This is a genomic window from Novacetimonas pomaceti (assembly GCF_003207955.1).
Taxonomy (GTDB): Bacteria; Pseudomonadota; Alphaproteobacteria; order Acetobacterales; family Acetobacteraceae; genus Novacetimonas; species Novacetimonas pomaceti.
The window spans coordinates 41,062-62,803 of sequence record NZ_NOXG01000014.1; the positions used below are offsets into that span (position 1 = coordinate 41,062).

A 21,742-nucleotide genomic window follows, 5' to 3' on the forward strand; every position below is an offset into this window, starting at 1 on the left:
GGAAGAACGCGCATCCATGGCTTCCCTGAAGGAACTGCGCGCAAGGATCGGCAGCGTCAAATCGACGCGAAAGATCACCAGCGCGATGAAAATGGTCGCCGCGGCCAAGCTGCGTCGGGCGGAAACCCGCGCGGCGGCGGCGCGTCCCTATGCCGACGCGATGCGCCGCATGCTCGCCGAGGTTGCCCGCAGCATGGCGGGCGAGGGCGGCCAGCCCAAGCTGCTGTCCGGCACGGGGGGAGATACCACCCACCTGCTGGTACCGATGTCGAGCGACCGTGGTCTTGCCGGGGCCTTCAACGCCAACATCAACCGCAAGACGCGCGACATGATCCTCAAGCTGCAGGCCGCGGGCAAGACCGTGCGCCTGCTGCCGGTCGGGCGCAAGACGTACGAATACCTGCAGCGCGATTTCGCGGACCTGATTATCGGGCACATCCACATGTCGTCGGGCAAGGAAGTCTCGTTCAAGGTCGCTTCCGACCTGGGCGAACGGATTTCCGGCATGCTGGACCGGGATGAATTCGATGTCTGCACGCTGGTGTACAACCGCTTCCAGAACGTCATGTCGCAGGTCCCGACGGAAATGCAGCTGATCCCGCTGGCGCTGCCGGGCAACGACAACGACGCGGGCGACGAGACCGCGCAGTACGAGTTCGAGCCGGACGAGGGCGCGCTGCTGTCGCGACTGCTGCCACGCAACCTGCAGGTCCAGCTTTATGCGACCATGCTTGAAACCGCCGCGGGTGAAAACGGCGCGCGGATGACGGCGATGGACAGTGCCACGCGTAACGCGGGCAAGGCCATCGACCGGCTGACGCTGACCTATAACCGCACCCGCCAGACCAACATCACCAATGAACTGATCGAGATCATTTCGGGCGCCCAGGCAGTCTGAAGATCGGTCTCCACGCTCCAGGAGCTGTCCCATGTCGGAAACCACAACTCACGAGGCTCCTGTCTCCACACAGGGGCAGTCGCAGAAAAGCAACGTCGTCGGCCGCGTGACGCAGATCCGCGGCGCCGTCGTCGATGTCCAGTTCGAAGGCACGCTGCCGCACATCCTCGATGCGCTGCATGTCTCGCTCAATGGCCAGACGCTGGTGCTCGAGGTCGCGCAGGAAATCGGCGAGCACGAAGTCCGCTGCATCGCGATGGACACGACCGACGGCCTGAGCCGCGGGACCGAGGTCGTCGCCACGGGCACGCAGATCACCGTGCCGGTCGGTCCGGGCACGCTGGGCCGTATCCTGAACGTCATCGGTGAGCCGATCGACGATCGTGGCCCGATCCAGGCGAAGGGCCGTTCGCCGATCCACCGCGCGGCCCCGGCCTTTGACGAACAGGCTGCCGCGACCGAAATCCTGCCGACCGGCATCAAGGTCGTCGACCTGCTCTGCCCCTACCTGAAGGGGGGCAAGGTCGGCCTGTTCGGTGGCGCGGGCGTCGGCAAGACGGTCATCATCCAGGAACTGATCAACAACATCGCCAAGGCGCATGGCGGCGTGTCCGTCTTTGCCGGTGTCGGTGAACGTACCCGTGAAGGTAACGACCTGTATTACGAAATGCAGGACGCGGGCGTCATCAAGCTCGATGGTGATTCCACCGCGGGTTCCAAGGTGGCGCTGGTTTATGGCCAGATGAACGAACCGCCGGGTGCGCGTGCCCGCGTGGCGCTGTCCGGCGTGACGGTCGCGGAATATTTCCGCGATGTCGAAGGCCAGGACGTGCTGTTCTTCGTCGACAACATCTTCCGCTTCACGCAGGCCGGCGCCGAAGTGTCCGCGCTGCTGGGCCGTATTCCTTCGGCCGTGGGTTACCAGCCGACGCTGGCGACCGAAATGGGCGCGCTGCAGGAACGCATCACCTCCACCAAGAAGGGGTCGATCACCTCGGTGCAGGCCGTTTACGTTCCCGCCGATGACCTGACCGACCCGGCGCCTGCCGCGACGTTCGCCCATCTTGACGCGACGACGGTGCTGAACCGTTCCATCGCGGAAATGGGCATCTATCCCGCCGTTGACCCGCTGGATTCGACCTCGCGCTCGCTGGACCCGAAAATCGTGGGCGACGAACATTATCAGGTGGCGCGCGACGTGCAGCGCATCCTGCAGACCTACAAGTCGCTGCAGGACATCATCGCCATCCTGGGCATGGATGAACTGTCGGAAGACGACAAGCTGGTGGTGGCGCGCGCGCGTCGTATCCAGCGTTTCCTGTCGCAGCCGTTCCATGTGGCCGAAGTGTTCACCGGCGCGCCGGGCAAGCTGGTCGCGCTGGCCGATACCGTGCGTTCGTTCAAGGCGATTGTCGCGGGCGAATACGATCACCTACCCGAAAGCGCGTTCTACATGGTCGGCGCGATCGAGGAAGCGGTGGCCAAGGCCGAAAAGATGAAGGAATCGGCCTGATTACTGGCCCCTGACGCAAGGAAGACAGACCATGCCGATTAAGGTCGAGATTGTCAGCCCGGAGAAAATCCTTTTCTCCCACAAGGCTGACATGGTGGTCATGCCCGGGTCCGAGGGCGATATCGCCGCGATGCCCGAGCATGCGCCGCTGATGCTGATGCTGCGCGGTGGCGTTGTCGAGATTTACGAGGGCGATGCCATCGCCCATCGTTTCTTCGTGTCGGGCGGGTTTGCCGATATGACGCCGGACCACTGCACCATCCTGGCGGATCACGCGACGCCGGTGACGGAACTTTCCGCGACCGATGCCGAATCCCGTCTGGCCGCGCTGGAAAAATCCTATGACGAGGCGGACAAGATGAATGTCCCCGCGCTGGATATCCTGATGGACAAGATGCAGTCCGCCCGTGCGGAAATCGAGGCCGCCAACAGTGCCACGCCCGAGATGTCGATCTGATATCGCGGCTTCCGGCCTGATCAGTCATGAAAACGGCGCCCCCTGGTGGGCGCCGTTTTTTTTGTGGGTTCCTGAACCGTTTCACGGATTGCCGGGGTGTTTTTGCGCGGATTTTTGGAAACCGTTGATAAAAAGTAGCAAAAGTTTTTGGTGAAGCTTTTTGCAAAAAGCTTCGAAAGACATCGCCTGTTTGAAAAAAGGCGATACCCAAAAACTTTTAGAATTTCAGTCCATTACCGGGTCTGACTGTCAAACGGCTTTTTTCCCGTAAAGCTTTTCATGCGCCGGGCATATGTCAGCCGCGCCCGCGATATCCGGGAACATCCTGCGCCGGGATCCATGTACCTTCGGGCGGGGTTCCGGTCTGCCAGAAGACATCGATGGGCATGCCGCCGCGCGGATACCAGTAGGCCCCGATCCGCAACCATACGGGGTCGAGCAGATCGACAAGGGTGGTTGCGATCTGCATGGAGCATTTTTCGTGAAACGCGCCATGGTTGCGGAAACTGGTCAGGAACAGTTTCAGCGACTTGCTTTCCACGATCCACTTGCCGGGGATGTAGTCGATGACGATATGCGCGAAATCCGGCTGTCCCGTGACAGGGCACAGCGAGGTGAATTCCGGCGCGGTAAAGCGCACGACGTAACGTTTGTCCGGGTCCGGCGCGGGCACGCGTTCCAGCACGGCTTCCTCCGGGCTGGCGGGCTGGGCCGTGCTGCGTCCCAGCTGCGTCAGGGCCTGGCTGCCGTCATCGGGCGGGGTGGGGGATGTCATGGGCGTGGTCTTTCCATGGTTCACGTAAAGGCCCGTGATGGCGGACGGGATATGGCGGCGTCAATGGATTGCCATGTCATTTTGCCTGCTGTCGCAAGCCTGCGGCACGTGATAACACACAAGGCATGGCACCTGCATCCCGAACCGAATTTCCCGATCCGGTCCTTGTGACCTCGACTGCCGACCTGAATGCGGTGACCGCGCGCCTTCGCCGCGAACCCTTCATCACCATCGACACGGAATTCGTGCGTGAACGCACGTACTGGCCCGAACTGTGCCTGGTGCAGCTGGCGGGTGCGGACGAAGTGGTGGTGGTCGACGCGCTGGCGCCGGGCATCGACCTGACCTCGCTGGGTGAACTCCTTGCGGATGAGAACGTTATCAAGGTGTTCCATGCCGCCCGACAGGATCTGGAGATTTTCCTGCACCTGTTCGACCGCCTGCCGCAGCCGCTGTTTGACACGCAGGTCGCGGCGATGGTTGCGGGATACGGGGACCAGGTGGGATACGACAACCTCGTCTCCTCCCTTCTGGGCGCGCAGATAGACAAGTCGCACCGCTTTTCCGACTGGGCCGCGCGTCCGCTTTCGCCGGCGCAGATCAGCTACGCCGCGGCTGACGTCACGTACCTGCGCGATGTCTACCTGCGGCTGGTGGCGCAGCTGGAACGCGAAGGCCGGCAGGACTGGATGACGGCGGAGATGGATGTCCTCAATTCCCCCGCGACCTTCCGGCCCGACCCCGAGACGTTGTGGGAACGGATGCGTCCGCGCACCAGCAACCGCCGCATGCTGGGCATGCTGCGGGCCATCGCGGCATGGCGCGAGCGCGAGGCGCAGCGCGTCAACGTCCCGCGCCAGCGCCTGGTCAAGGATGAGAGCCTGATGGAAATCGCGGCCACCGGCCCCGGCGATGTTGACGGGCTGGCGCGCGTGCGCGGCATTTCGCGCGGCTTTGCCGAGGGACGCAGCGGGCAGGGCCTGCTGGAGGCGATCGCGGTCGCGCGGCGCGAACCCGACGCCAGCCTGCCGCGCCCGCCAAAGGGACGGGGCAAGGACGCGCCCCGGCCATCGGCGGCGCTGGTGGCGATGCTCAAGGTATTGCTTGCGGCATGCTGCGAACGGCATCGCGTGGCGCCAAAGCTGGTGGCGTCGGCGGACGATATCGATCGCCTTGCGCTGGAAGACGCGCCGGAAATCCCCGCCCTGCAGGGATGGCGGCGCGAGGTTTTCGGGACGCAGGCGCTGGCGCTGAAGGCGGGTGAACTGACATTGGGGGTGGAAAACGGGGCGATACGGCTGATACGCGCCTGATCCCCATCGGGTTATCCCCCGGGTTTTCCCATGGTTGCGAACAGGTTATGTGCAGTCTTGTCCACAATATTTTGTGTCTGGCCGGTTGAGTCACCCACAATATAAGCCTATTTTGCCCCCAATTCCGCGTAATGGAGTGTGAGCGATGGCGATGGAATGGACCGAGGAGACGATCGCGCGTCTTCGCGACCTGTGGCAGCAGGGACTGTCAACGGCGGAAATCGGCCGTCAGTTGGCAGTGACCAAGAACGCGGTCGTGGGAAAGGCGCATCGGCTGGGTCTGAAGCCACGCCCGTCGCCCATTCGCCGGGGTGGCAAGGCAGCGGAAAAGGCCGCCGCCGCGACGCCAGCCCCCGCGACATCAGCTCCCGCCACGGCCGGGGCGCCATCGGCCACGCCCGCTGCCCCCGTCGCGCCCGCGCCTGTCGCAACGCCGCGCCCCGCCCATGCGGAGGTCGCCGCCGCGCCTGTGGCAGCGCCCGTGCCAGCCGAACCCGTTACGCCGCAGCCAGCCGCCAGCACGCCTGTCGCGTCCGCCCCCGTTGACGCCGCCCCGGTCGCTTCCGCGCAGCCCGCGCCTGTAGCACCCCCGGCCCAGAAAGCCGCAGCCCCCGCGACTCCGCCCGTCGCGCCCAAGGCTGAGGAACCGGCCCCGGCCAAGCCGGCGCGCAGGGCCGCGACCTCGCGTGCTGAACGCGCCGCCGCGCATGCCCCGGCCCCGCCGCGCCGTCGCAGCAGCCAGTCCTGCTGCTGGCCGCTGGGCGATCCGGGAACGCCGGGCTTTCATTTCTGTGGCGCGACGCCACTGCCGGGCAAGCCCTATTGCGCCGAGCATGCGCAGCTTGCGTATGTGAAGCTGCGCGACCGTCGCGACAACGTCGCCTGATATCGCCCCGTTAACATGGCCCCATAACATGGCCCCGTGACATGCGGGCATGAAAAAGCCGCCGGGAACAGGGCGTTCCGGCGGCTTTTTTTCATGGTATCCGCTTTTTCACGGATGCCCGGAATGCGTGGCGCCCCGATTGCATGGCGTCGCGCGGGCGGACCGTGATGCCCGCGCGGGACGGGCATCATGGTCAGGCAGGGCAGCCGGCCTCAGGGTGTGGCGGGCTTGGGCTGCGGGGCCGCGGCCGGCGGTTCCGCCGGGGCGGGGGTGCTGATCATTTCCAGCTGGCCGGAAACCTGGCCACCGTCCTCGACCTTCAGGCGGCGGCACTTTGCCGTGCCCAGCAGGCGGCCGGTCGAACGGATCGTCAGGCTGCCGCGCACCGTCAGCTTGCCGTCGATGGTCCCGGCCAGTTCGGCGTCCTCGACCTCGACCTCGCCCTTGAAGATGCCGCCATGGGCGATCTGCAGTTCGGAGGCGTTGATCATCGAGGATTCAACCGTTCCCTCCACCACCAGTCGTTCGGCATCCTGGATGGTGCCCTGGACGCTGATGCCACGACCAACGACGAGGGTGCGGCGGTCGTTGTCCTTTTTCGCGCCGGGGGCCGTGGCGCCGGGGCGCACGCCGCCCGCGGCAGGAGACGTGTTCGGTGTCGGGGGGAATGGGGGACGGGCCATCGGCGCGTTTTCCTTGTTGGCTGGTGTGGAAGAAGGCGCTGGGCGCGCGGCTTGCGGAGTGGCTGCCTGAGGCTTGACCGGCGGCTTGGTCTCTTCTGGCTTACGACGTCTGAACAATATTACCCCGCTTCATCTGGCTGTGTAATCCGGCGCTGGGAATAGTCCGGATCGGTCATCGCTTTCGCACCGGACAGGCATGCCCTACCTTTCTGTTTTTGTTATACGCGTGCATGTATTCGCGACAAGGGCGTACGTCATGTCGCAGCGGTGAAAAACATGCCGCCATTGCGGTTTCCCTGCCCCGGTGATAGCGAATGCGCAACTTAGTTATCCGCAATGTTGGTTATTTCATGGCGATATTGGCGCAATAACGCCGTAAGACGCGGGGGAGAGGGGAGACGAAGATGGAAAAGAACACGGAAAATTCTGGCCAGGCCTCCGAATGCAGGTTCGATATCCTGGGGATCGGAAACGCGATCGTCGATATCCTTGCCCCTGTCGAGCCCTCCTTCCTCAAGGCCAATGACATGGTGCCCGGCGGCATGATGCTGATCGACGCGCCCCGGGCGGAGGAACTGGGCCGTGCCATCCGGCGGGAAAAGGAAATGGGCGGTGGCTCGGCCGCCAATACCTGCGTCGTGGCGTCGAACATGGGCGCGCGCGTGGCCTATCTGGGCAAGGTCGCGGATGACGCGACGGGCCGGGCCTTTGCCGCGGACATGCAGGCGGCGGGCGTGTATTTCCCGTCACAGCCGCTCAAGGGCAAGGATGCGGCGCAGCAGCCGACCGCAAGCTGCCTGATCCTTGTCACCCCGGACGGGCAGCGCACGATGAACACCTATCTCGGGGCATGCGTGGCGTTCGGGCCGGACGACGTGCTGCCCGATGTCGTGACGGCGTCGAAGGTGACCTATATGGAGGGATACCTGTTCGACCGGCCGGAGGCGCAGGCCGCCTTCCGCCGCGCCGCCGAAATCGCGCATTCCGCAGGCCGCCGCGTCGCGCTGTCGCTGTCGGACGCGTTCTGCGTCGACCGCCACCGCGACGCGTTCCTTGACCTCGTGCGCGGGCATGTCGACATCCTTTTCGCCAATGAAATGGAAATCCTGTCGCTGTACCAGGCCAGGGAATTCGACGAGGCCCTGCGCCACGTGGCGGCCGATACGCATTTCGCCGTCCTGACCCGCAGTGAAAAGGGCAGCGTGATCGTGCAGGACCAGCAGCAGATCGCCATCGACAGCGTCCGCACGCAGGTGGTCGACACCACCGGGGCGGGCGACGCCTATGCCGCCGGGTTCCTGGCAGGATGGACGTCGGGGCGCGAGCTTGCCGAATGCGGCCGCCTGGGCAGCGTCGCCGCGTCCGAAGTGATCTCCCACTATGGCGCGCGGCCGCTGATCAACATGCGCCAGGACATGGGGTTCTGATCGCACGCACGGCAGAATTCATCACCGGCATGCGCGGATGACGTGAAGTTTCGCGTGCAATCCGCGCCAGTCCCCTTTATCTACGCCTCAGCACCAAACAATGCCGCCATGTCGCTCGGGCCTGAACTGCCCGCACGGGCGGCGCGCCCTTTTGGCGCCCCCGCAAGGAAAGTCAGGTTACAACCGTTATGGACATCCGTAATATCGCCATCATCGCGCACGTCGATCATGGCAAGACCACGCTGGTTGACCAGCTTCTGAAACAGTCCGGTTCGTTCCGCGAAAACCAGCATGTCGCGGAACGCGCGATGGACAGCAATGACCTGGAGCGTGAGCGCGGCATCACCATCCTGGCCAAGTGCACGTCCGTCGTGTGGAAGGACACGCGCATCAACATCATCGACACCCCGGGCCATGCCGATTTCGGCGGCGAGGTGGAACGTATCCTGAGCATGGTCGATGGCGCGGTCGTGCTGGTCGATTCCGCCGAAGGCGCGCTGCCGCAGACGAAGTTCGTCGTGGGCAAGGCGCTGGCGCGCGGGCTGAAGCCGATCGTCGTGGTCAACAAGATCGACCGTGGCGACGCCCGCCCGGACGAGGTGCATAACGAGATTTTCGACCTGTTCGCAGCCCTTGGCGCGAATGACGAGCAGCTTGATTTCCCCATGCTCTACGCCTCCGGCCGTCAGGGCTGGGCGGATCTGGAAATCGATGGCCCGCGCAAGGACCTCTCCCCGCTGTTCGACCTGATCCTGCGTCATGTCCCGCCGCCGAAGGTCAACAAGGACGCGCCGTTCGCGATGGTCGCGACCATCCTTGAAAACGACAACTTCCTTGGCCGCGTGCTGACCGGGCGCGTGGAACAGGGCACGGCAAAGATGAACATGCCCGTGCATGTGCTGCGTCCCGACGGTTCCGTCGTGGAAACCGGCCGCCTGACCAAGCTGCTGTCGTTCCGCGGGCTGGACCGCGTGCCGGTGGAAGAGGTCGAGGCCGGCGACATCGTGGCCGTGGCCGGCCTGTCGGAAGCGACGATCCCCGAAACCATCGCGGCCCTCGAGGTGAAGGAGCCGCTGCCCTCCACCCCCGTCGATCCGCCGACGCTGTCGATGACCTTCCGCCTCAATGACGGCCCGCTGGGCGGTCGCGAGGGCAAGAAGGTCACGTCGCGCCAGATCCGCGACCGCCTGTTCAAGGAAACCGAGGGCAACATCGCCATCCGCGTCTCCGAAAGCCCCGAAAGCGAGGCGTTCGAGGTCGCGGGCCGTGGCGAACTGCAGCTTGGCGTCCTGATCGAGCAGATGCGCCGCGAAGGTTTCGAGCTGACGATCGGCCGTCCCCGCGTGCTGTTCCGCACGAACGAGGAAACCGGCGAGCGCGAGGAACCGTTCGAGGAAGTCCTGATCGACGTGGACGAGCCGTATTCGGGCGTCGTGGTCGAGAAGATGGCGCTGCGCAAGGGCATCATGCAGGACATGCAGCCGTCGGGCGGTGGCAAGGTGCGCCTGACGTTCCAGATCCCCTCTCGCGGGCTGATCGGCTATCACGGCGAATTCCTGACCGACACGCGCGGTTCGGGCATCATGAACCGCCTGTTCTCCGGCTACCAGCCGTATGTCGGGCCGATCGCGGGCCGTCGCAACGGGTCGCTGATTTCGTCCGAAGACGGGGCGACGACGCAGTATTCGCTGTTCTCGCTGCAGGATCGCGGCACGCTGTTCGTTGACGCGGGCGAAAAGGTCTATGTCGGCATGATCATCGGCGAACATTCGCGTGAAAACGACCTGGAAGTGAATCCGGTCCGTGAAAAGAAGCTGACCAACATCCGCGCCGCCGGCAAGGACGAGGCCCTGCTGCTGATCCCGCCGCGCAAGATGAACCTGGAACAGGCCATCGCGTATATCGAGGATGACGAACTGGTGGAGGTCACGCCGTCGGCCGTGCGCATCCGCAAGCGCTACCTCGACCCGCATGAGCGCAAGAAGCGCGAGCGTTCGGGCACCGTGGACTGATTTTCACATCGACCCCATGACTGTCCCATGACTGTCGCGCAGCCCTGCAGCAACCATTCGTAATGTTTCGGGGATTGTGATTGCGGTGGGAATGCGGCAGTTATGGGGTTCGCTGTAAAAATTTAAATTTTTTAATTCGAGACGGGGCTCCTCTCCGCGTGTTATTCCGCGTGGTGTCGGATCGGACTGGTATCGTTGCTGGTCCGGCACAGGCATTGGGATATTATCCCGATTGTTGGAGAGAAGAGTTCATGATCGTTTCGACCCGCCGTTTCCTGGCCGCCCTGTCCGCTGTTGCCGTTATGGGCGTTGCTTCCCCCCTGATGGCGCAGACCACCCCCGCCGAACCGACCGCCCCGGCTGTCTCCGGCCCGGAACATGCGCCCGAGGCCGGTACGCCTGACGCAGCCGCGGGTGTCGCGGGCCAGGGTGAAAAGAAGATGCACCACGGCAGCCATCATCATGGCGGCAAGCATCACGGCAAGAAGAAGGCCGCCGCCGCTGCTGAAGCGCCTGCCGCGCAGTAATGTCGCCCGGGCATCGCCTGACGGATCCATCCGGACGGCGATGCGCCACGGCTGCATGATGCCAGAAAAACGGGGCCGGGAATTTTCCGGCCCCGTTTTTTATTGTCCGGATTTCGGGCAACCATGCAGAGGTTTCTGGTGAGGCTTTTTTGAAATGCCTTGAAATGACGCCGCCTTTTTGGAAACAGGCGGCGCCCGGAAACTTCTGTTGTCTTGAAGCCGCAGGGTGGTTCCCCCGTGCCCGGCTTACTGGAAATAACGCTCCAGCGAGAGGTCGAGGCTGGGGATTTCGGTCTGGTGGCCGCTGATCATGTCGGACACCAGCTTTCCCGACCCGCAGGCCATCGTCCACCCCAGCGTGCCGTGGCCGGTATTGAGCCACAGGTTGCCGAAACGCTTTGAGCCGCCGATGATGGGCGTGCCGTCGGGCGTGCAGGGGCGCAGTCCCGTCCAGTACACTCCCTGTGACAGGTCGCCCCCGCCGAACAGTTCGGAGAAGGATTCCTCCAGCCCCGCGCGGCGATCGCGGCTCAGCCGCGTGTTGTATCCCGCCAGTTCCGCCGTCCCACCGATGCGGATGCGATCGCCCAGGCGGGTGATCGCGACCTTGTATGTGTCATCATTGACGGTGGAAACCGGCGCGCGGGATTCGTCCGTGACCGGCAGGGTCAGCGAATATCCCTTGACCGGACAGACCGGCAGCCGCAGCCCCAGCGGACGCAGCAGGCGCGGCGCGTAACTGCCGAGGGCGACGACATACGCATCGCCCGTCATCCGCCCGGCGGAGGTACGCACGCCCAGTATCTCCTCGGCCGAGGCGTCGAGCGCCCTGACCGTGGTTTCATAATGGAAGATGACGCCCAGTTCCTCCGCCTTCTGCGCAAGGCGCTGGGTGAACATGTGCGCATCCCCCGATTCGTCGCCCGGCAGCCGCAGCCCCCCGCGCAGCAGGTGGCGCGAGGCGGCAAGCCCGGGTTCGAACGCCGCGATCTGGTCCGGGTCCAGCAGGTCATGCGCCACGCCATGCTGGCGCAGCACGCGCATGTCGCGATGCGCCTTCGCCACCTCGCGGTCGGTGCGGAACAGCTGGATCAGCCCGCGCTGGCGGTCGTCATAGGAAATGCCGGTTTCGGCCCGCAGCGCGTCAAGGCAGTCGCGGCTGTAGGTCGCGACACGCAGCATGCGTGCCTTGTTGATTTCATAGGAACGGGCGTTGCAGTTGCGCAGGACCTGGCGCATCCACGCGAACATCGCAAAATCGATGCGCGGGCGGACGATCATGGGGCTGTTGCGGCTGCACATCCATTTCAGGATCTGCAGCGGCAGCCCGGGGCCGGCCCACGGGGCGGAATAACCCGGCGAAATCTGCCCGGCATTGGCAAAGGACGTTTCCATCGCGGCGGCGGGCTGCCGGTCCACGACCTCCACCTCATGTCCCTGTCTGGCGAGGTACCATGCCGTCGTCACGCCAATGACGCCCGCGCCGAGAATAATGACCTTCACCCGCTGCCCCTTTTGTCATGTCATGGAGTTCGGGCGCGATGCTATCGCCCGTCCCGATGGGGTCAAGCATCACGGCGCCGATCTCGACGCGGCGATTATAACATTATATGTCGGATTATGTGGCCCGGCACGGTGGCAGCCGCCATGCGTTCAGGTGGTGGGAACGCCCTTGCTGGTGGAATATTCGAAATGCAGCGCGGTGTCGGGATGGACGATGGGATGGATGGCGTGTGCCGCCATCGCGCATTCGCTGAATCCCTGCAGGATCAGCTTCAGCTTCCCCGGATAGGACGCGACATCGCCAACGGCAAAGACGCCCGGCATGCTGCTTTCACAGGTGGAGGGCGTGACGGGAATGGTCCCGCGGATCGTATCCAGCCCCCATTGCGCGATGGGGCCAAGGTCGGTCGCCAGCCCGAAGAACGGCAGCAGCGCCTGGCACGGGACATGCAGGCCCTCGCCCTCCAGCGTGACAAGGTCCACGCCCTCCAGCACGCCATCCGTGCCGCGCAGGCCATGCAGCTGGTATCCCACCAGCTTCTCGATCTCGCCCCGGTCGACGGCCTCGTCCAGCTGGCGCAGGCTTTCGGGGGCGGCGCGGAAACGGTTGCGGCGATGGACGATGGAAACCCGTGCCGCCACGTCACGCAGCGACAGCGCCCAGTCCACCGCAGAATCCCCGCCACCCGCGATCAGGACGTGCTTTCCGGCGAAATCGGCGCGACGGCGGACATAATACCGCACCGCGCCGCTTTTCTCGAACGCCTCCAGCCCCGGCAGCGGGGGACGGTTGGGGCCGAACGCGCCCGCGCCCGCCGCGATGATGACGGCATGGGCGCGAATCGTGTCGCCGGCGTCGGTCCGCAGCGTGAACGCGCCGCGTGTGCCCGTCAGTTCCTCCACCCGGCGGCCCAGCAGGCGCGCGACGTCAAAGGGCGCGATCTGCCGGTCCAGCGCGGCGATCAGGTCGCCCCCGGTGATGGAGGGATGGGCCGGGATGTCATAGATCGGCTTTTCGGGATACAGCGCGCAGCATTGTCCGCCCACTTCGTCCAGCGCGTCGATCAGGACGCAGCCGAGCTTGAGCATGCTGCATTCGAACGCGGCGAACAGGCCGGCAGGCCCCGCGCCGATAATGGCGACATCGGTGGAAAGGCTGCGGGTGTCGGTCATTGCTGTGTATCCTGCAATCCGTGGCTGTTCAGGCTGTCGGCAGCGTTGTGCGTTGCGCGGCGCACCAGCGCAACCCACAAAAAGGGGACGGCGCATGCGAAAATGCACCCCGGCGTCAGCGCCGGTCGCGGGCGGCGGTTTCATCTTGTCCGCTTGTCTGGTTGTCCGCTTGTCTGGGCGGGGGGCAAGGGCGCACAATATGCGGCAATGAGGGAGACGGACATGAAACCACCCCGCCCGCCCGCCTCGATGGCGGCTTCGGCACCGGATTCGACAGCGGCCCCGGCGGCAGATACCGGGGCAGCGGATGCCGGTACGCTGCGCATCGTCCTGCCCGATGACGCGGCGACGATGGCGCTGGGCCGCGCGCTGGCCCCGGCGCTGGGCGCGGGGGACGTGGTGCTGCTGCGCGGGGATCTGGGCGCGGGCAAGACGACGCTGGCGCGCGCGCTGCTGCGGGCATTGTGCAATGACGCGGCGATGGAGGTGCCAAGCCCGTCCTATACCCTGGTGCAGACCTATGACGCGCCCGGGGGGGATGCATCGGGGGGGGACGCATCAGGGGTGGAAGTATCGCATTTCGACCTGTGGCGTCTGGATGGTCCCGACGCGCTGGTGGAACTGGGCTGGGATGACGCGTGCGAGGGGATCGTGCTGGTGGAATGGCCCGAACGGCTGGGCGCCCTTGCGCCGCCTGATGCGCGCGGCATCGACCTGGTGGTGCGCGCCGATGGCGGGCGGGACGCCATTCTGCGTGGCTGGGGCGCGCATGCGCACGCGGCCGCGCGCATGATAGATGCAGGAGGACGGGGATGAGCGTGGAGATGCCACACACGGCGATGATCTTTGCCGCCGGGATGGGCCGGCGGATGCGCCCGCTGAGCGAGGCGACCCCCAAGCCCCTGCTGAAGGTGGGCGGGCAGTCCATCCTGGAGCACGCGCTGGACCGGCTGGACCGCGCGGGCGTCGGCCGCGTCGTGGTCAACGCCCACTGGCACGCCGACATGGTGGCTGCCACGCTGGAGGCCCGGCGGGCGGCGGGCGACGGGCCGCGCACCATCCTGCGGCGCGAGGATACGCTGCTGGAGACGGGGGGAAGTGCCGCCGCCGCCCTGCGCGCGGGACAGATCGGGCCGGGGCCGTTCTTCCTGCTCAATGGCGATGCGATGTGGCTCAATGGCCCGCACGCGGCGCTGCGCCGTCTGGCGGCGGCGTTCGATCCTGACACGATGGACGCGATGCTGCTGCTGGGGGCGACGACCCGCGCGGTGGGGGAGGTCGGGCGCGGCGATTTCGCCGTGGACGCGCATGGCAGGCCGCGCAGGCCGAAGGAGGATGAACTGACGCCCTATGTCTATACCGGGGTGCAGATCGTCTCCCCCGCGCTGTTCGACGGCGCGCCGGACGGGGCGTTCAGCCTGAACCTGCTGTGGGACCGCGCGATGGCGCGCGGGCGGCTGGGGATGATCGTCCATGATTCGCTGTGGTTCCACCTGTCGCGCCCGCGCGATATCGAGGCGGCGGAGGCGACGCTGCGCCGGACGCTCGACCCCGATCATGACAGCCCGGACGTGCACGGCTGATGTCCGCTCCCGCCATCGTCACCGTCGCCCATCATGTGCCCTTCCTTGACCAGCTTGCCGCGCGCTGGATGGCGGAGGTCGATGACGACCCGCAGCGTACCGGCGCGGGCCTGATCCTGCTGCCCAGCCGCCGCGCGGCCCGCGCCCTGACGGAGGCATTCCTGCGCCGCGCCGACGGCCGCGCCCTGCTGCTGCCGCGCATAGCGCCCATCGCCGCGCTGGACGAGGCGGCGCTCGCCCTGTCGGGGGAGGCCGCGCTGGAACTGCCCCCCGCCGTGGAAACCGTCCGCCGCCTTGCGACGCTGACCCTGCTGGTGCTGCAGGCGGGCGAGGCGTTCGGTGACGTGCGCACCGTTGATCAGGCATGGCCGCTGGCGCGCGCGCTGGCTGACCTGATGGACGAGGCGGAATGGGCGGAATGCGACCTGCGCGAACGCCTGCCCGAAGCGGCGGATGGCGATTTCGCGCAGCACTGGCACCTGACGCTGAAATTCCTGTCGATCGTCACCTCCGCCTGGCCCGCCTGGCTGGAGGAACAGGGCGTGATGAACCCCGTGGCCCGGCAGGTCGCGCTTTTGCATGCGCAGGCCGCGCACTGGCGCGAAAACCCGCTGCCCGCCGGGCAGAGGCTGTGGGCGGCGGGGTTCGCGGATGCCGTTCCCTCCACCATTGCGGTGCTGCGCACGGTGCTCGACATGCCCGATGGCCGCCTGGTGCTGCCGCCGGTCGACCTCGGGATGGAGGAGGAGACGTGGCAGGCGCTGCCGCCGGGCCATCCGCAGGCCGGGACCGCGCGCATGCTCCGCGACCTGGGGGTGACGCGCGACATGCTCGGCGTCTGGGACGAACTACCGCCGGGATGCGCGGCGGCCGCCCCCGCCGGTCGCGCCGCGCTGCTGTCCGCGGCACTTCTGCCCGCGCCCGCGCTGGGGCGGTGGCTTGACCCCGCGCCCGCCCCCGCGCTGGAGGGGCTGTCGGTCCTGCATGCCGCCGACCAGCAGGAGGAGGCCGCTGCCATCGCCCTGATCCTGCGTCACGCCATTGAACGGCGCGGGCATGTCGCGGCCCTTGTCACGCCGGACCGGGCGCTGGCGGGGCGGGTTGCGACCGAACTGGCGCGCTGGGGCGTCGTGGCCGATGACAGCGCGGGCGAGGGGCTGGCGACCACGCCGCAGGCGACGTTCCTGCGCCTGATCGCGCAGGCCGTCGATGGCGGCCTTTCGCCCGTCGCCCTCCTGTCGATGCTCAAGCATCCGCTGGCGGCGTGTGGCCTGTCGCCGGGGAACTGCCGCGCGTCGGCGCGCCTTCTGGAACGCGCGGTCCTGCGTGGCCCCGCCCCGCCGCCGGGCATCGCGGGGCTGCGCGCGGCGCTGTCGCGCGCGACGGCCGATGAATACGGCGCGCTGGCCGATGCGCCCGACGCGCCGCAGGAACTTTCAGCCTTTATCGACCGGCTGGAGGCGGCCCTCGCGCCGCTGCTTTCGCATGCATCAGCCCCGGCGGAGGTGGTGGACCTGCTGTCCGCGCTGATCGAGGTGGGGCAGGCGCTGGCCACCACCGATGACGCGGACGGGGCGTCGCGCCTGTGGTCGGGGGAGGAAGGCAACGCGCTGGGCCAGCACCTGGCGGAGATGCTGACATGGTGCGACGTCCTGCCGGCGCAGCGTATCGGCGCGCTGGACGGGCTGGTGGCGTCGTCGCTGGCGGGGGTCAGCGTGCATGGACGCCGCGCCCTGCGCGGGCGCGAACAGGCGGCGGCGCATCCGCGCGTCTTCATCTGGGGCCTGCTGGAGGCGCGGCTGCAGACGGCGGGGACCCTTGTGCTGGGCGGGCTGGTGGAAACCGTCTGGCCGCCCGCGACCGACCCCGGCCCGTGGATGAGCCGCCCGATGCGCGCGCGCATCTGCCTGCCGTCGCCCGAATGCGCCATCGGGCAGGCGGCGCACGACTTCATCGCCTGCGCCTGCGCGGCCCCCCGGGTTGTCCTGTCGGTGCCGGGCCGGCGGCAGGGCGCGCCCACCGTGGCCGCCCGCTGGATGGTGCGGCTTGACGCCTACCTTTCCGGGCGCGGGGCCAGCCTGCCGGCGCATCCCGCCCTGTCGTGGCTGGAACAGCTGGACCGCCCGCCCGGCGCGCCCGCGCCCGTGGCCCCGCCGCGTCCGTGCCCGCCCGTGGCCCTGCGCCCGCGCAGCCTGTCGGTGACGGAAATCGAGACATGGATGCGCGATCCCTATGCCATTTACGCCCGGCGCGTCCTCGGGCTGAAACGCCTCGCGGACCTTGAGGAAATGGCCGACGCCGCCGATTACGGGGAAATCGTGCATGCCGCGCTGGAACGCTGGTTCACCCGCCATCCCGACCACTGGCCCGAGGATGGGGAGGCGCGGATGCTCGCCACCTTTGACGAGGTACTGGCCGAGGCGCGGCTGCGCCCGGCGCTGGCGGCGTGGTGGGCGCCGCGTCTGGGACGGATCGCTCGGTGGTGCGCGATGACCGAGGCCGCGCGCCGGGCCGATGGCGCGCCGCGCGTCGTCATGACCGAACTGTCGGGACGGATGGAGCTGTCGGGCTTTTCCTTTGGCGCCTTTACCCTGCGTGGCCGGGCCGACCGGATCGACCGCGACGCGGACGGGGGGCTGAGCCTGTTCGATTACAAGACCGGGACCCTGCCGACGCTGCGCAGCGTGATGGCGGGATGGCAGTCGCAGCTGGTGCTGGAGGCCGCGATGATCGAGGCCGGGGGCTTTGCCCCGCAGGCGGCGGGACGGGTGACGGAGCTGGTGTACTGGCGGCTGACGGGCGGCCATGTCGCGGCGCAGGCGCTCGACATCGCGCGGGGCGAGAAACTGTCGGAGCTGATCGCGGGATGCCGCGCCGGGCTGCGCGGGCTGATCGCCGCCTATGACGATCCGCAGCAGCCTTACCTGTCGCATCCCTATCCGGGGGAGGAACCGCGCTTTGCCGATTACGCGCATCTGGCGCGTGTCGCGGAATGGAGTGCCGCGCGTGAGGAGGACATGGGATGACGCCCCCCGATACGGTCGGACCCGACAGGCTGGTCCCCGGCGCGATCCCGCCCGATGCGATCACGCTTGCCAATGAAAGCCAGGCGCAGGCGTCCGACCCGCAGACCTCGGTCTTCGTGTCGGCCTCCGCCGGCAGTGGCAAGACAAAGCTGCTGATCGACCGGCTTTTGCGGCTGATGCTGCCGCGCCCGGCGCGTGACGCGCAGGGGAATGCGGTGCTGCTGCCGGGGTCGGACCCGGCGCGTATCCTGTGCCTGACCTTTACCAAGGCGGCGGCCGCCGAAATGGCCATTCGCCTGCAGAACCGGCTGGGACGGTGGGTGACGCTGCCGGATGGGGAACTGGACGCCGAACTGCGCGGCCTGTTCGTCCCGGCGGAGGCGCGGACCCGGCAGGTGGCGCGCGAACTGTTCGCCCGCGTCCTTGACCTGCCCGGCGGCATGCGCATCGGCACGATCCACGCCTTCTGCCAGTCGCTGCTGCGGCGTTTCCCGGTGGAGGCGGCGATCAGCCCGCATTTCACGCTGGTGGAGGAAACGGACGCGCGCCTTGCGCTGCGTGGCGCGGTGGAGGACGTGATCGGCCGGGGCGGTCCTGCCATCGCCACCCTTGCGGGGCAGGTGGGGGTGACGAATTTCACCCTGCTGCTCACGCGGCTTCAGGCGCGGCTGCGGCAGTTCCACCGGGTGGCCGAATCCTGGCGTGCCGATCCCACGGCGGTGAACGCGGCGCTGCGCCGGGTGCTGGGCGTGCGCGGCGACGACGCGGCGGCCATCCTGCGCGATGCCTGCGCCAGCATCCCCGGCGAGGAGGCGCTGCGCGCGGGGCTGGTTACGGTCATGGAGGAAGGATCGACCAAGGTGCGCGCGGCGGCGGCGGAGATGCTGGCGTGGCTGGGCGAGGGGGTGGACGCGCGTATCGCACGGTGGGACGACTGGCGCGCCGGCCTGCTGACGCGCGAGGGCAACCCGCGCAAGCGCGGGGGCCTGAACCCGAAGCTGGATGCGAAATATCCCGAAATCGGCGACGCCCTGATGGCGGAGGCGCAGCGCGTCCTGGACGTGGAGGCGGAACTGCGCGCGATCACGGTCTGCGACCTCAGCCGCGCCCTGCTGTCGGTCGCGGTCCCGGTGCTGGAGGGATATGCCGCGCGCAAGACCGGGCAGGGGCTGGTGGATTATGACGACCTGATCGAACGCACGCTGGGGCTGCTGCGCGATCCGGGGGCGGCGTGGGTGCTGTACAAGCTCGATGGCGGGATCGACCACCTGCTTCTGGACGAGGTGCAGGATACCTCCCCCGAACAGTGGGCCATCGCGGGCGGCCTGACGGCGGAGTTCTTTGCCGGCGAGGGCACGCGCACGCCTGACGCCCCGCCGCGCACGATCTTCGCCGTGGGGGATTACAAGCAGTCGATCTATTCCTTTCAGGGTGCCGACCCCGAGGCATTTCGCCGCTGGCGTGAACATTTCCGCCGGCAGGCGCGCAACGCGGGCGCGCACTGGCGCGAACCCGCGCTGACGGTGTCGTTCCGTTCGACCACGCCGGTGCTGGCGCTGGTGGACCGGGTGTTTTCCATCCCCGCCGCCGCGCGCGGCGTGGCCGAACCCGACAGCGGCATTCCCACCCATGTCACCGCGCGCCCCGGCGGCGGCGGCCGGGTCGAGCTGTGGCCCGTCACCCCGGCGACCGAGGACGGGGAGGAAGCCGATCCCTGGCGCGCGCCCACCCGCAACGCGGGACAGTCCACGGCGCAGCAGCAGCTGGCCGATACGCTGGCGGCGTGGATCGCGCGCGAACTGCGCCGTGCGCCCGCCGCGGGGCAGCCGCCGCTTGCGCCCGGTGACGTGCTGATCCTCGTGCCGCGCCGCTCCGCCTTTGCACGCGCGCTGATCCGCGCGCTCAAGACCCACGACGTGCCCGTGGCGACGCTGGTGCGCACGGTGCTGACGGACCAGCTGGCGGTGCGTGACCTGATGGCGCTGTGCGCGGCGCTGCTGCTGCCGCAGGATGACCTGACGCTGGCCTGCGTCCTGACCTCGCCGCTGGGGGGGCTGGATGATGACAGCCTGATGCGGCTTTCGACCGGGCGGGACGGGCGGCCCCTGTGGGCGGTGCTGCGCGCGCGGCACGCCGAACGCCCCGACTGGACGCGGGCGTGGCGGATGCTCGACACCCTGTTCGGCAAGGTGGATTATGCCTCCCCCTATGCCCTGCTGTCCGAGGCGCTGGGCCCGCTGGGCGGACGCGCGCGGCTGCTGGCGCGGCTGGGGCCGGAGGCGGTGGAGCCGGTCGATGAACTGCTGTCGGCGGCGCTGAGGTTCGAGGAAACGCATGTCCTGTCGCTGCAGGGCTTCCTGCACTGGCTCCATGCCTCGGCCGAGACGGTGAAGCGCGAACCCGACGCCAGCGCCGACATGGTGCGCGTCATGACCGCCCACGGGTCCAAGGGGCTGCAGGCGCGTCTTGTCATCCTGCCCGACACGGTGGGCACCCCGCGTTTCGACAGCGGCCTGCTGTGGGCGCGCGACGGGCAGGAGGGGCTGGAAATCCCGCTGTGGGTGCCGCGCCGCGAACTGGGCACCGGGGTGACGCAGGAACTGCAGGAACATCTGCGGCTTGCGGCGGTGGAGGAGTATAACCGCCTGCTGTATGTCGCCCTGACCCGCGCGAGCGAGCGGCTGGTGATATGCGGGTGGGAACCGCGCCGTGGCGTGCCGGAGGACAGCTGGTACGACCTGTGCCGCCAGGCGTTCGAGGCGGAGGGGGCGAAGCGCGAGCCCTTTGCCATGGGATGGCCGGGCGAGACACTGGTGATCGAGGAAGCCTACGCCCCGCGTCCCGCCGCCCCCGTGGCGCAGGCCGCCGTCCCGGCCGCGCCCGCGCCGCTGCCGCGATGGATGGGGTCGGCCCCCGACTGGACGCCTGTTGCGCCGCCGGTCGAAGGACCGCTGGCGCGGCCGCTGGCCCCCAGCCGTCCCGATGACGTCGCCCTTGGGCCGCAGCCCGCCGTGCGCTCCCCGCTGGAGATCGCGCGCGCCGGGACCGGCGGGCCGGGCGCGGGCACGCGGCGGATGAACGCGCTGCGGCGCGGACAGATGGTGCATGCCCTGTTGCAGTACCTGCCCGACTGCGCCCCGGCAGCGCGCGCTGGCGTGGCGCGCGCGTGGCTGTCGCGGCGTGGCAGCGACCTGTCGCCCGCGCAGTGCGAACGCATCGCGACGCAGGTGATGGCGGTGATGGACATGCCCGCCATGGCGCCCCTGTTCGCCGCCGGCAGCCGCGCGGAACAGCCATTGGCTGGCGTGGTGGGCGATACGGTGATCGTGGGGCAGGTCGATCGCATGGCGGTAACCGACAATGAGGTGCTGCTGTGCGATTTCAAGACCAACCGCCAGCCCCCCGCCCGTGTCGAGGATACGCCGGTGCTGTACCTGCGGCAGATGGCGTCCTATCGCGCGTTGCTGCGCGCGCTGTATCCGGGGCGCGCGATCACCTGCATCCTTGTCTGGACGGAGGACGTGCGCGTCAGCGTCCTGCCCGATGCGCTGGTCGCGGCCAATGCCCCGGCGCGGATACAGTAACCTGTTGATGAAAGTATAAAAGTTTTCGGGTGCCCCCTTTTTTCAACAACACTTCACCAGAAACTTTCCCATGATTGCAGTTTTTTTGCTGGAATAGTGGCTTTTCAGGCAGTCTATTACGGTTTCGGGGCCTTGTTTGGGGATGAAGGGGGAATTGCAATGAAATCCGGCAATATCTGGAAAATAGTGCCCGCCATATGTCCGGCTGCCGGTTTCTGGGTCGGGAGCTGGACGGCCCGGCATCCCGTTCACATCAATGTCACGGTGCTGAATTTCATCTTCATCCCGCTGCTTGCCCTGTGCGTCTGCGGCGTCGCTTATGGCCTGTGGGAGGGATGGAAGGGCTGGAAAAAGGAACAGGCCGGACAGGTCGGGGCATAGG

General features: G+C 67.5%; 17 protein-coding genes. 13 read left to right on the forward strand and 4 right to left on the reverse strand.

Annotated elements, in window-relative coordinates; all coding sequences use genetic code 11:
• The first annotated feature begins 16 nt into the window (after positions 1-16).
• The 3 genes from CFR71_RS11125 to atpC are packed head-to-tail and all read left to right on the forward strand — an operon-like array spanning position 17 to position 2,868.
• Entirely contained in the window at positions 17-898 is an 882-nt protein-coding gene (locus CFR71_RS11125) for a F0F1 ATP synthase subunit gamma (protein ID WP_110531085.1), read from the forward strand.
• Positions 899-929: 31 nt separating this feature from the next.
• Complete coding sequence (gene atpD / locus CFR71_RS11130) at positions 930-2,411, forward strand: F0F1 ATP synthase subunit beta (protein ID WP_110531087.1); 1,482 nt, start codon at positions 930-932, stop codon at positions 2,409-2,411.
• Between the two features lie 31 nt (positions 2,412-2,442).
• Entirely contained in the window at positions 2,443-2,868 is a 426-nt protein-coding gene (gene atpC / locus CFR71_RS11135) for an ATP synthase F1 subunit epsilon (RefSeq protein WP_110531089.1), read from the forward strand.
• 295 nt (positions 2,869-3,163) lie between these two features.
• On the opposite strand, the gene queF is transcribed toward atpC, so the two are convergent.
• Complete coding sequence (gene queF / locus CFR71_RS11140; protein WP_110531091.1) at positions 3,164-3,643, reverse strand: preQ(1) synthase; 480 nt, start codon at positions 3,641-3,643, stop codon at positions 3,164-3,166.
• A gap of 125 nt (positions 3,644-3,768) precedes the next feature.
• Between queF and rnd the strand changes: the two genes are divergently transcribed.
• The gene (gene rnd, locus CFR71_RS11145; RefSeq protein ID WP_110531093.1) at positions 3,769-4,956 is read left to right on the forward strand and encodes a ribonuclease D; all 1,188 of its coding nucleotides are present in this window, start codon (positions 3,769-3,771) and stop codon (positions 4,954-4,956) included.
• 145 nt (positions 4,957-5,101) lie between these two features.
• Entirely contained in the window at positions 5,102-5,842 is a 741-nt protein-coding gene (locus tag CFR71_RS11150; protein WP_110531095.1) for a GcrA family cell cycle regulator, read from the forward strand.
• 212 nt (positions 5,843-6,054) lie between these two features.
• Here CFR71_RS11150 and CFR71_RS11155 read toward each other — a convergent pair whose 3' ends face one another.
• Positions 6,055-6,642, reverse strand: coding sequence for a bactofilin family protein (locus CFR71_RS11155; protein ID WP_408889660.1), 588 nt, complete (start codon positions 6,640-6,642; stop codon positions 6,055-6,057).
• Between the two features lie 287 nt (positions 6,643-6,929).
• Here CFR71_RS11155 and CFR71_RS11160 point away from each other — a divergent pair, with 287 nt between their 5' ends.
• The 3 genes from CFR71_RS11160 to CFR71_RS11170 all read left to right on the forward strand — a co-directional run bounded on the left by CFR71_RS11160 (position 6,930) and on the right by CFR71_RS11170 (position 10,491).
• Positions 6,930-7,952: an adenosine kinase gene (locus CFR71_RS11160; protein ID WP_110531099.1), complete on the forward strand. Its 1,023-nt coding sequence runs from the start codon at positions 6,930-6,932 to the stop codon at positions 7,950-7,952.
• A gap of 188 nt (positions 7,953-8,140) precedes the next feature.
• Positions 8,141-9,964: a translational GTPase TypA gene (typA, locus tag CFR71_RS11165; RefSeq protein ID WP_110531101.1), complete on the forward strand. Its 1,824-nt coding sequence runs from the start codon at positions 8,141-8,143 to the stop codon at positions 9,962-9,964.
• Positions 9,965-10,215: 251 nt separating this feature from the next.
• Positions 10,216-10,491, forward strand: coding sequence for a hypothetical protein (locus CFR71_RS11170; RefSeq protein WP_110531103.1), 276 nt, complete (start codon positions 10,216-10,218; stop codon positions 10,489-10,491).
• Positions 10,492-10,737: 246 nt separating this feature from the next.
• Here the strand turns inward: CFR71_RS11170 and CFR71_RS11175 are convergent, their stop codons facing one another.
• Entirely contained in the window at positions 10,738-11,994 is a 1,257-nt protein-coding gene (locus CFR71_RS11175; protein WP_110531105.1) for a D-amino acid dehydrogenase, read from the reverse strand.
• A 150-nt stretch (positions 11,995-12,144) separates the two neighbouring features.
• Positions 12,145-13,167, reverse strand: a complete 1,023-nt coding sequence (locus tag CFR71_RS11180) for an NAD(P)/FAD-dependent oxidoreductase (RefSeq protein WP_110531107.1) — start codon at positions 13,165-13,167, stop codon at positions 12,145-12,147.
• 222 nt (positions 13,168-13,389) lie between these two features.
• Between CFR71_RS11180 and tsaE the strand changes: the two genes are divergently transcribed.
• The 5 genes from tsaE (at position 13,390) to CFR71_RS11205 (ending at position 21,741) form a co-directional block, all read left to right on the forward strand.
• Positions 13,390-13,983 (forward strand): tRNA (adenosine(37)-N6)-threonylcarbamoyltransferase complex ATPase subunit type 1 TsaE, encoded by a 594-nt coding sequence (gene tsaE / locus CFR71_RS11185; protein WP_275405112.1) that lies wholly within the window; start codon positions 13,390-13,392, stop codon positions 13,981-13,983.
• Complete coding sequence (locus CFR71_RS11190) at positions 13,980-14,750, forward strand: nucleotidyltransferase family protein (protein WP_110531111.1); 771 nt, start codon at positions 13,980-13,982, stop codon at positions 14,748-14,750. Before tsaE ends, CFR71_RS11190 begins: the two co-directional genes overlap by 4 nt.
• Entirely contained in the window at positions 14,750-17,776 is a 3,027-nt protein-coding gene (gene addB, locus CFR71_RS11195) for a double-strand break repair protein AddB (RefSeq protein WP_110531113.1), read from the forward strand. The genes CFR71_RS11190 and addB overlap by 1 nt, the downstream gene beginning before the upstream one ends.
• Entirely contained in the window at positions 17,773-21,360 is a 3,588-nt protein-coding gene (gene addA / locus CFR71_RS11200) for a double-strand break repair helicase AddA (RefSeq protein ID WP_110531115.1), read from the forward strand. The genes addB and addA overlap by 4 nt, the downstream gene beginning before the upstream one ends.
• A 186-nt stretch (positions 21,361-21,546) precedes the next feature.
• On the forward strand, positions 21,547-21,741 hold the full coding sequence (locus CFR71_RS11205; protein WP_133251139.1) for a hypothetical protein: 195 nt from the start codon (positions 21,547-21,549) through the stop codon (positions 21,739-21,741).
• Position 21,742 lies beyond the last annotated feature (1 nt).

Bases quoted from the DNA above. Each gene is read 5' to 3' on its own strand.
- addA (WP_110531115.1), top strand. From the start codon at position 17,773: ATGACGCCCCCCGATACGGTCGGACCCGACAGGCTGGTCCCCGGCGCG.
- tsaE (WP_275405112.1), top strand. From the start codon at position 13,390: ATGAAACCACCCCGCCCGCCCGCCTCGATGGCGGCTTCGGCACCGGAT.
- CFR71_RS11150 (WP_110531095.1), top strand. From the start codon at position 5,102: ATGGCGATGGAATGGACCGAGGAGACGATCGCGCGTCTTCGCGACCTG.
- CFR71_RS11160 (WP_110531099.1), top strand. From the start codon at position 6,930: ATGGAAAAGAACACGGAAAATTCTGGCCAGGCCTCCGAATGCAGGTTC.
- atpD (WP_110531087.1), top strand. From the start codon at position 930: ATGTCGGAAACCACAACTCACGAGGCTCCTGTCTCCACACAGGGGCAG.
- typA (WP_110531101.1), top strand. From the start codon at position 8,141: ATGGACATCCGTAATATCGCCATCATCGCGCACGTCGATCATGGCAAG.
- queF (WP_110531091.1), bottom strand. From the start codon at position 3,643: ATGACATCCCCCACCCCGCCCGATGACGGCAGCCAGGCCCTGACGCAG.
- atpC (WP_110531089.1), top strand. From the start codon at position 2,443: ATGCCGATTAAGGTCGAGATTGTCAGCCCGGAGAAAATCCTTTTCTCC.
- rnd (WP_110531093.1), top strand. From the start codon at position 3,769: ATGGCACCTGCATCCCGAACCGAATTTCCCGATCCGGTCCTTGTGACC.
- CFR71_RS11180 (WP_110531107.1), bottom strand. From the start codon at position 13,167: ATGACCGACACCCGCAGCCTTTCCACCGATGTCGCCATTATCGGCGCG.
- CFR71_RS11170 (WP_110531103.1), top strand. From the start codon at position 10,216: ATGATCGTTTCGACCCGCCGTTTCCTGGCCGCCCTGTCCGCTGTTGCC.
- CFR71_RS11125 (WP_110531085.1), top strand. From the start codon at position 17: ATGGCTTCCCTGAAGGAACTGCGCGCAAGGATCGGCAGCGTCAAATCG.
- addB (WP_110531113.1), top strand. From the start codon at position 14,750: ATGTCCGCTCCCGCCATCGTCACCGTCGCCCATCATGTGCCCTTCCTT.
- CFR71_RS11190 (WP_110531111.1), top strand. From the start codon at position 13,980: ATGAGCGTGGAGATGCCACACACGGCGATGATCTTTGCCGCCGGGATG.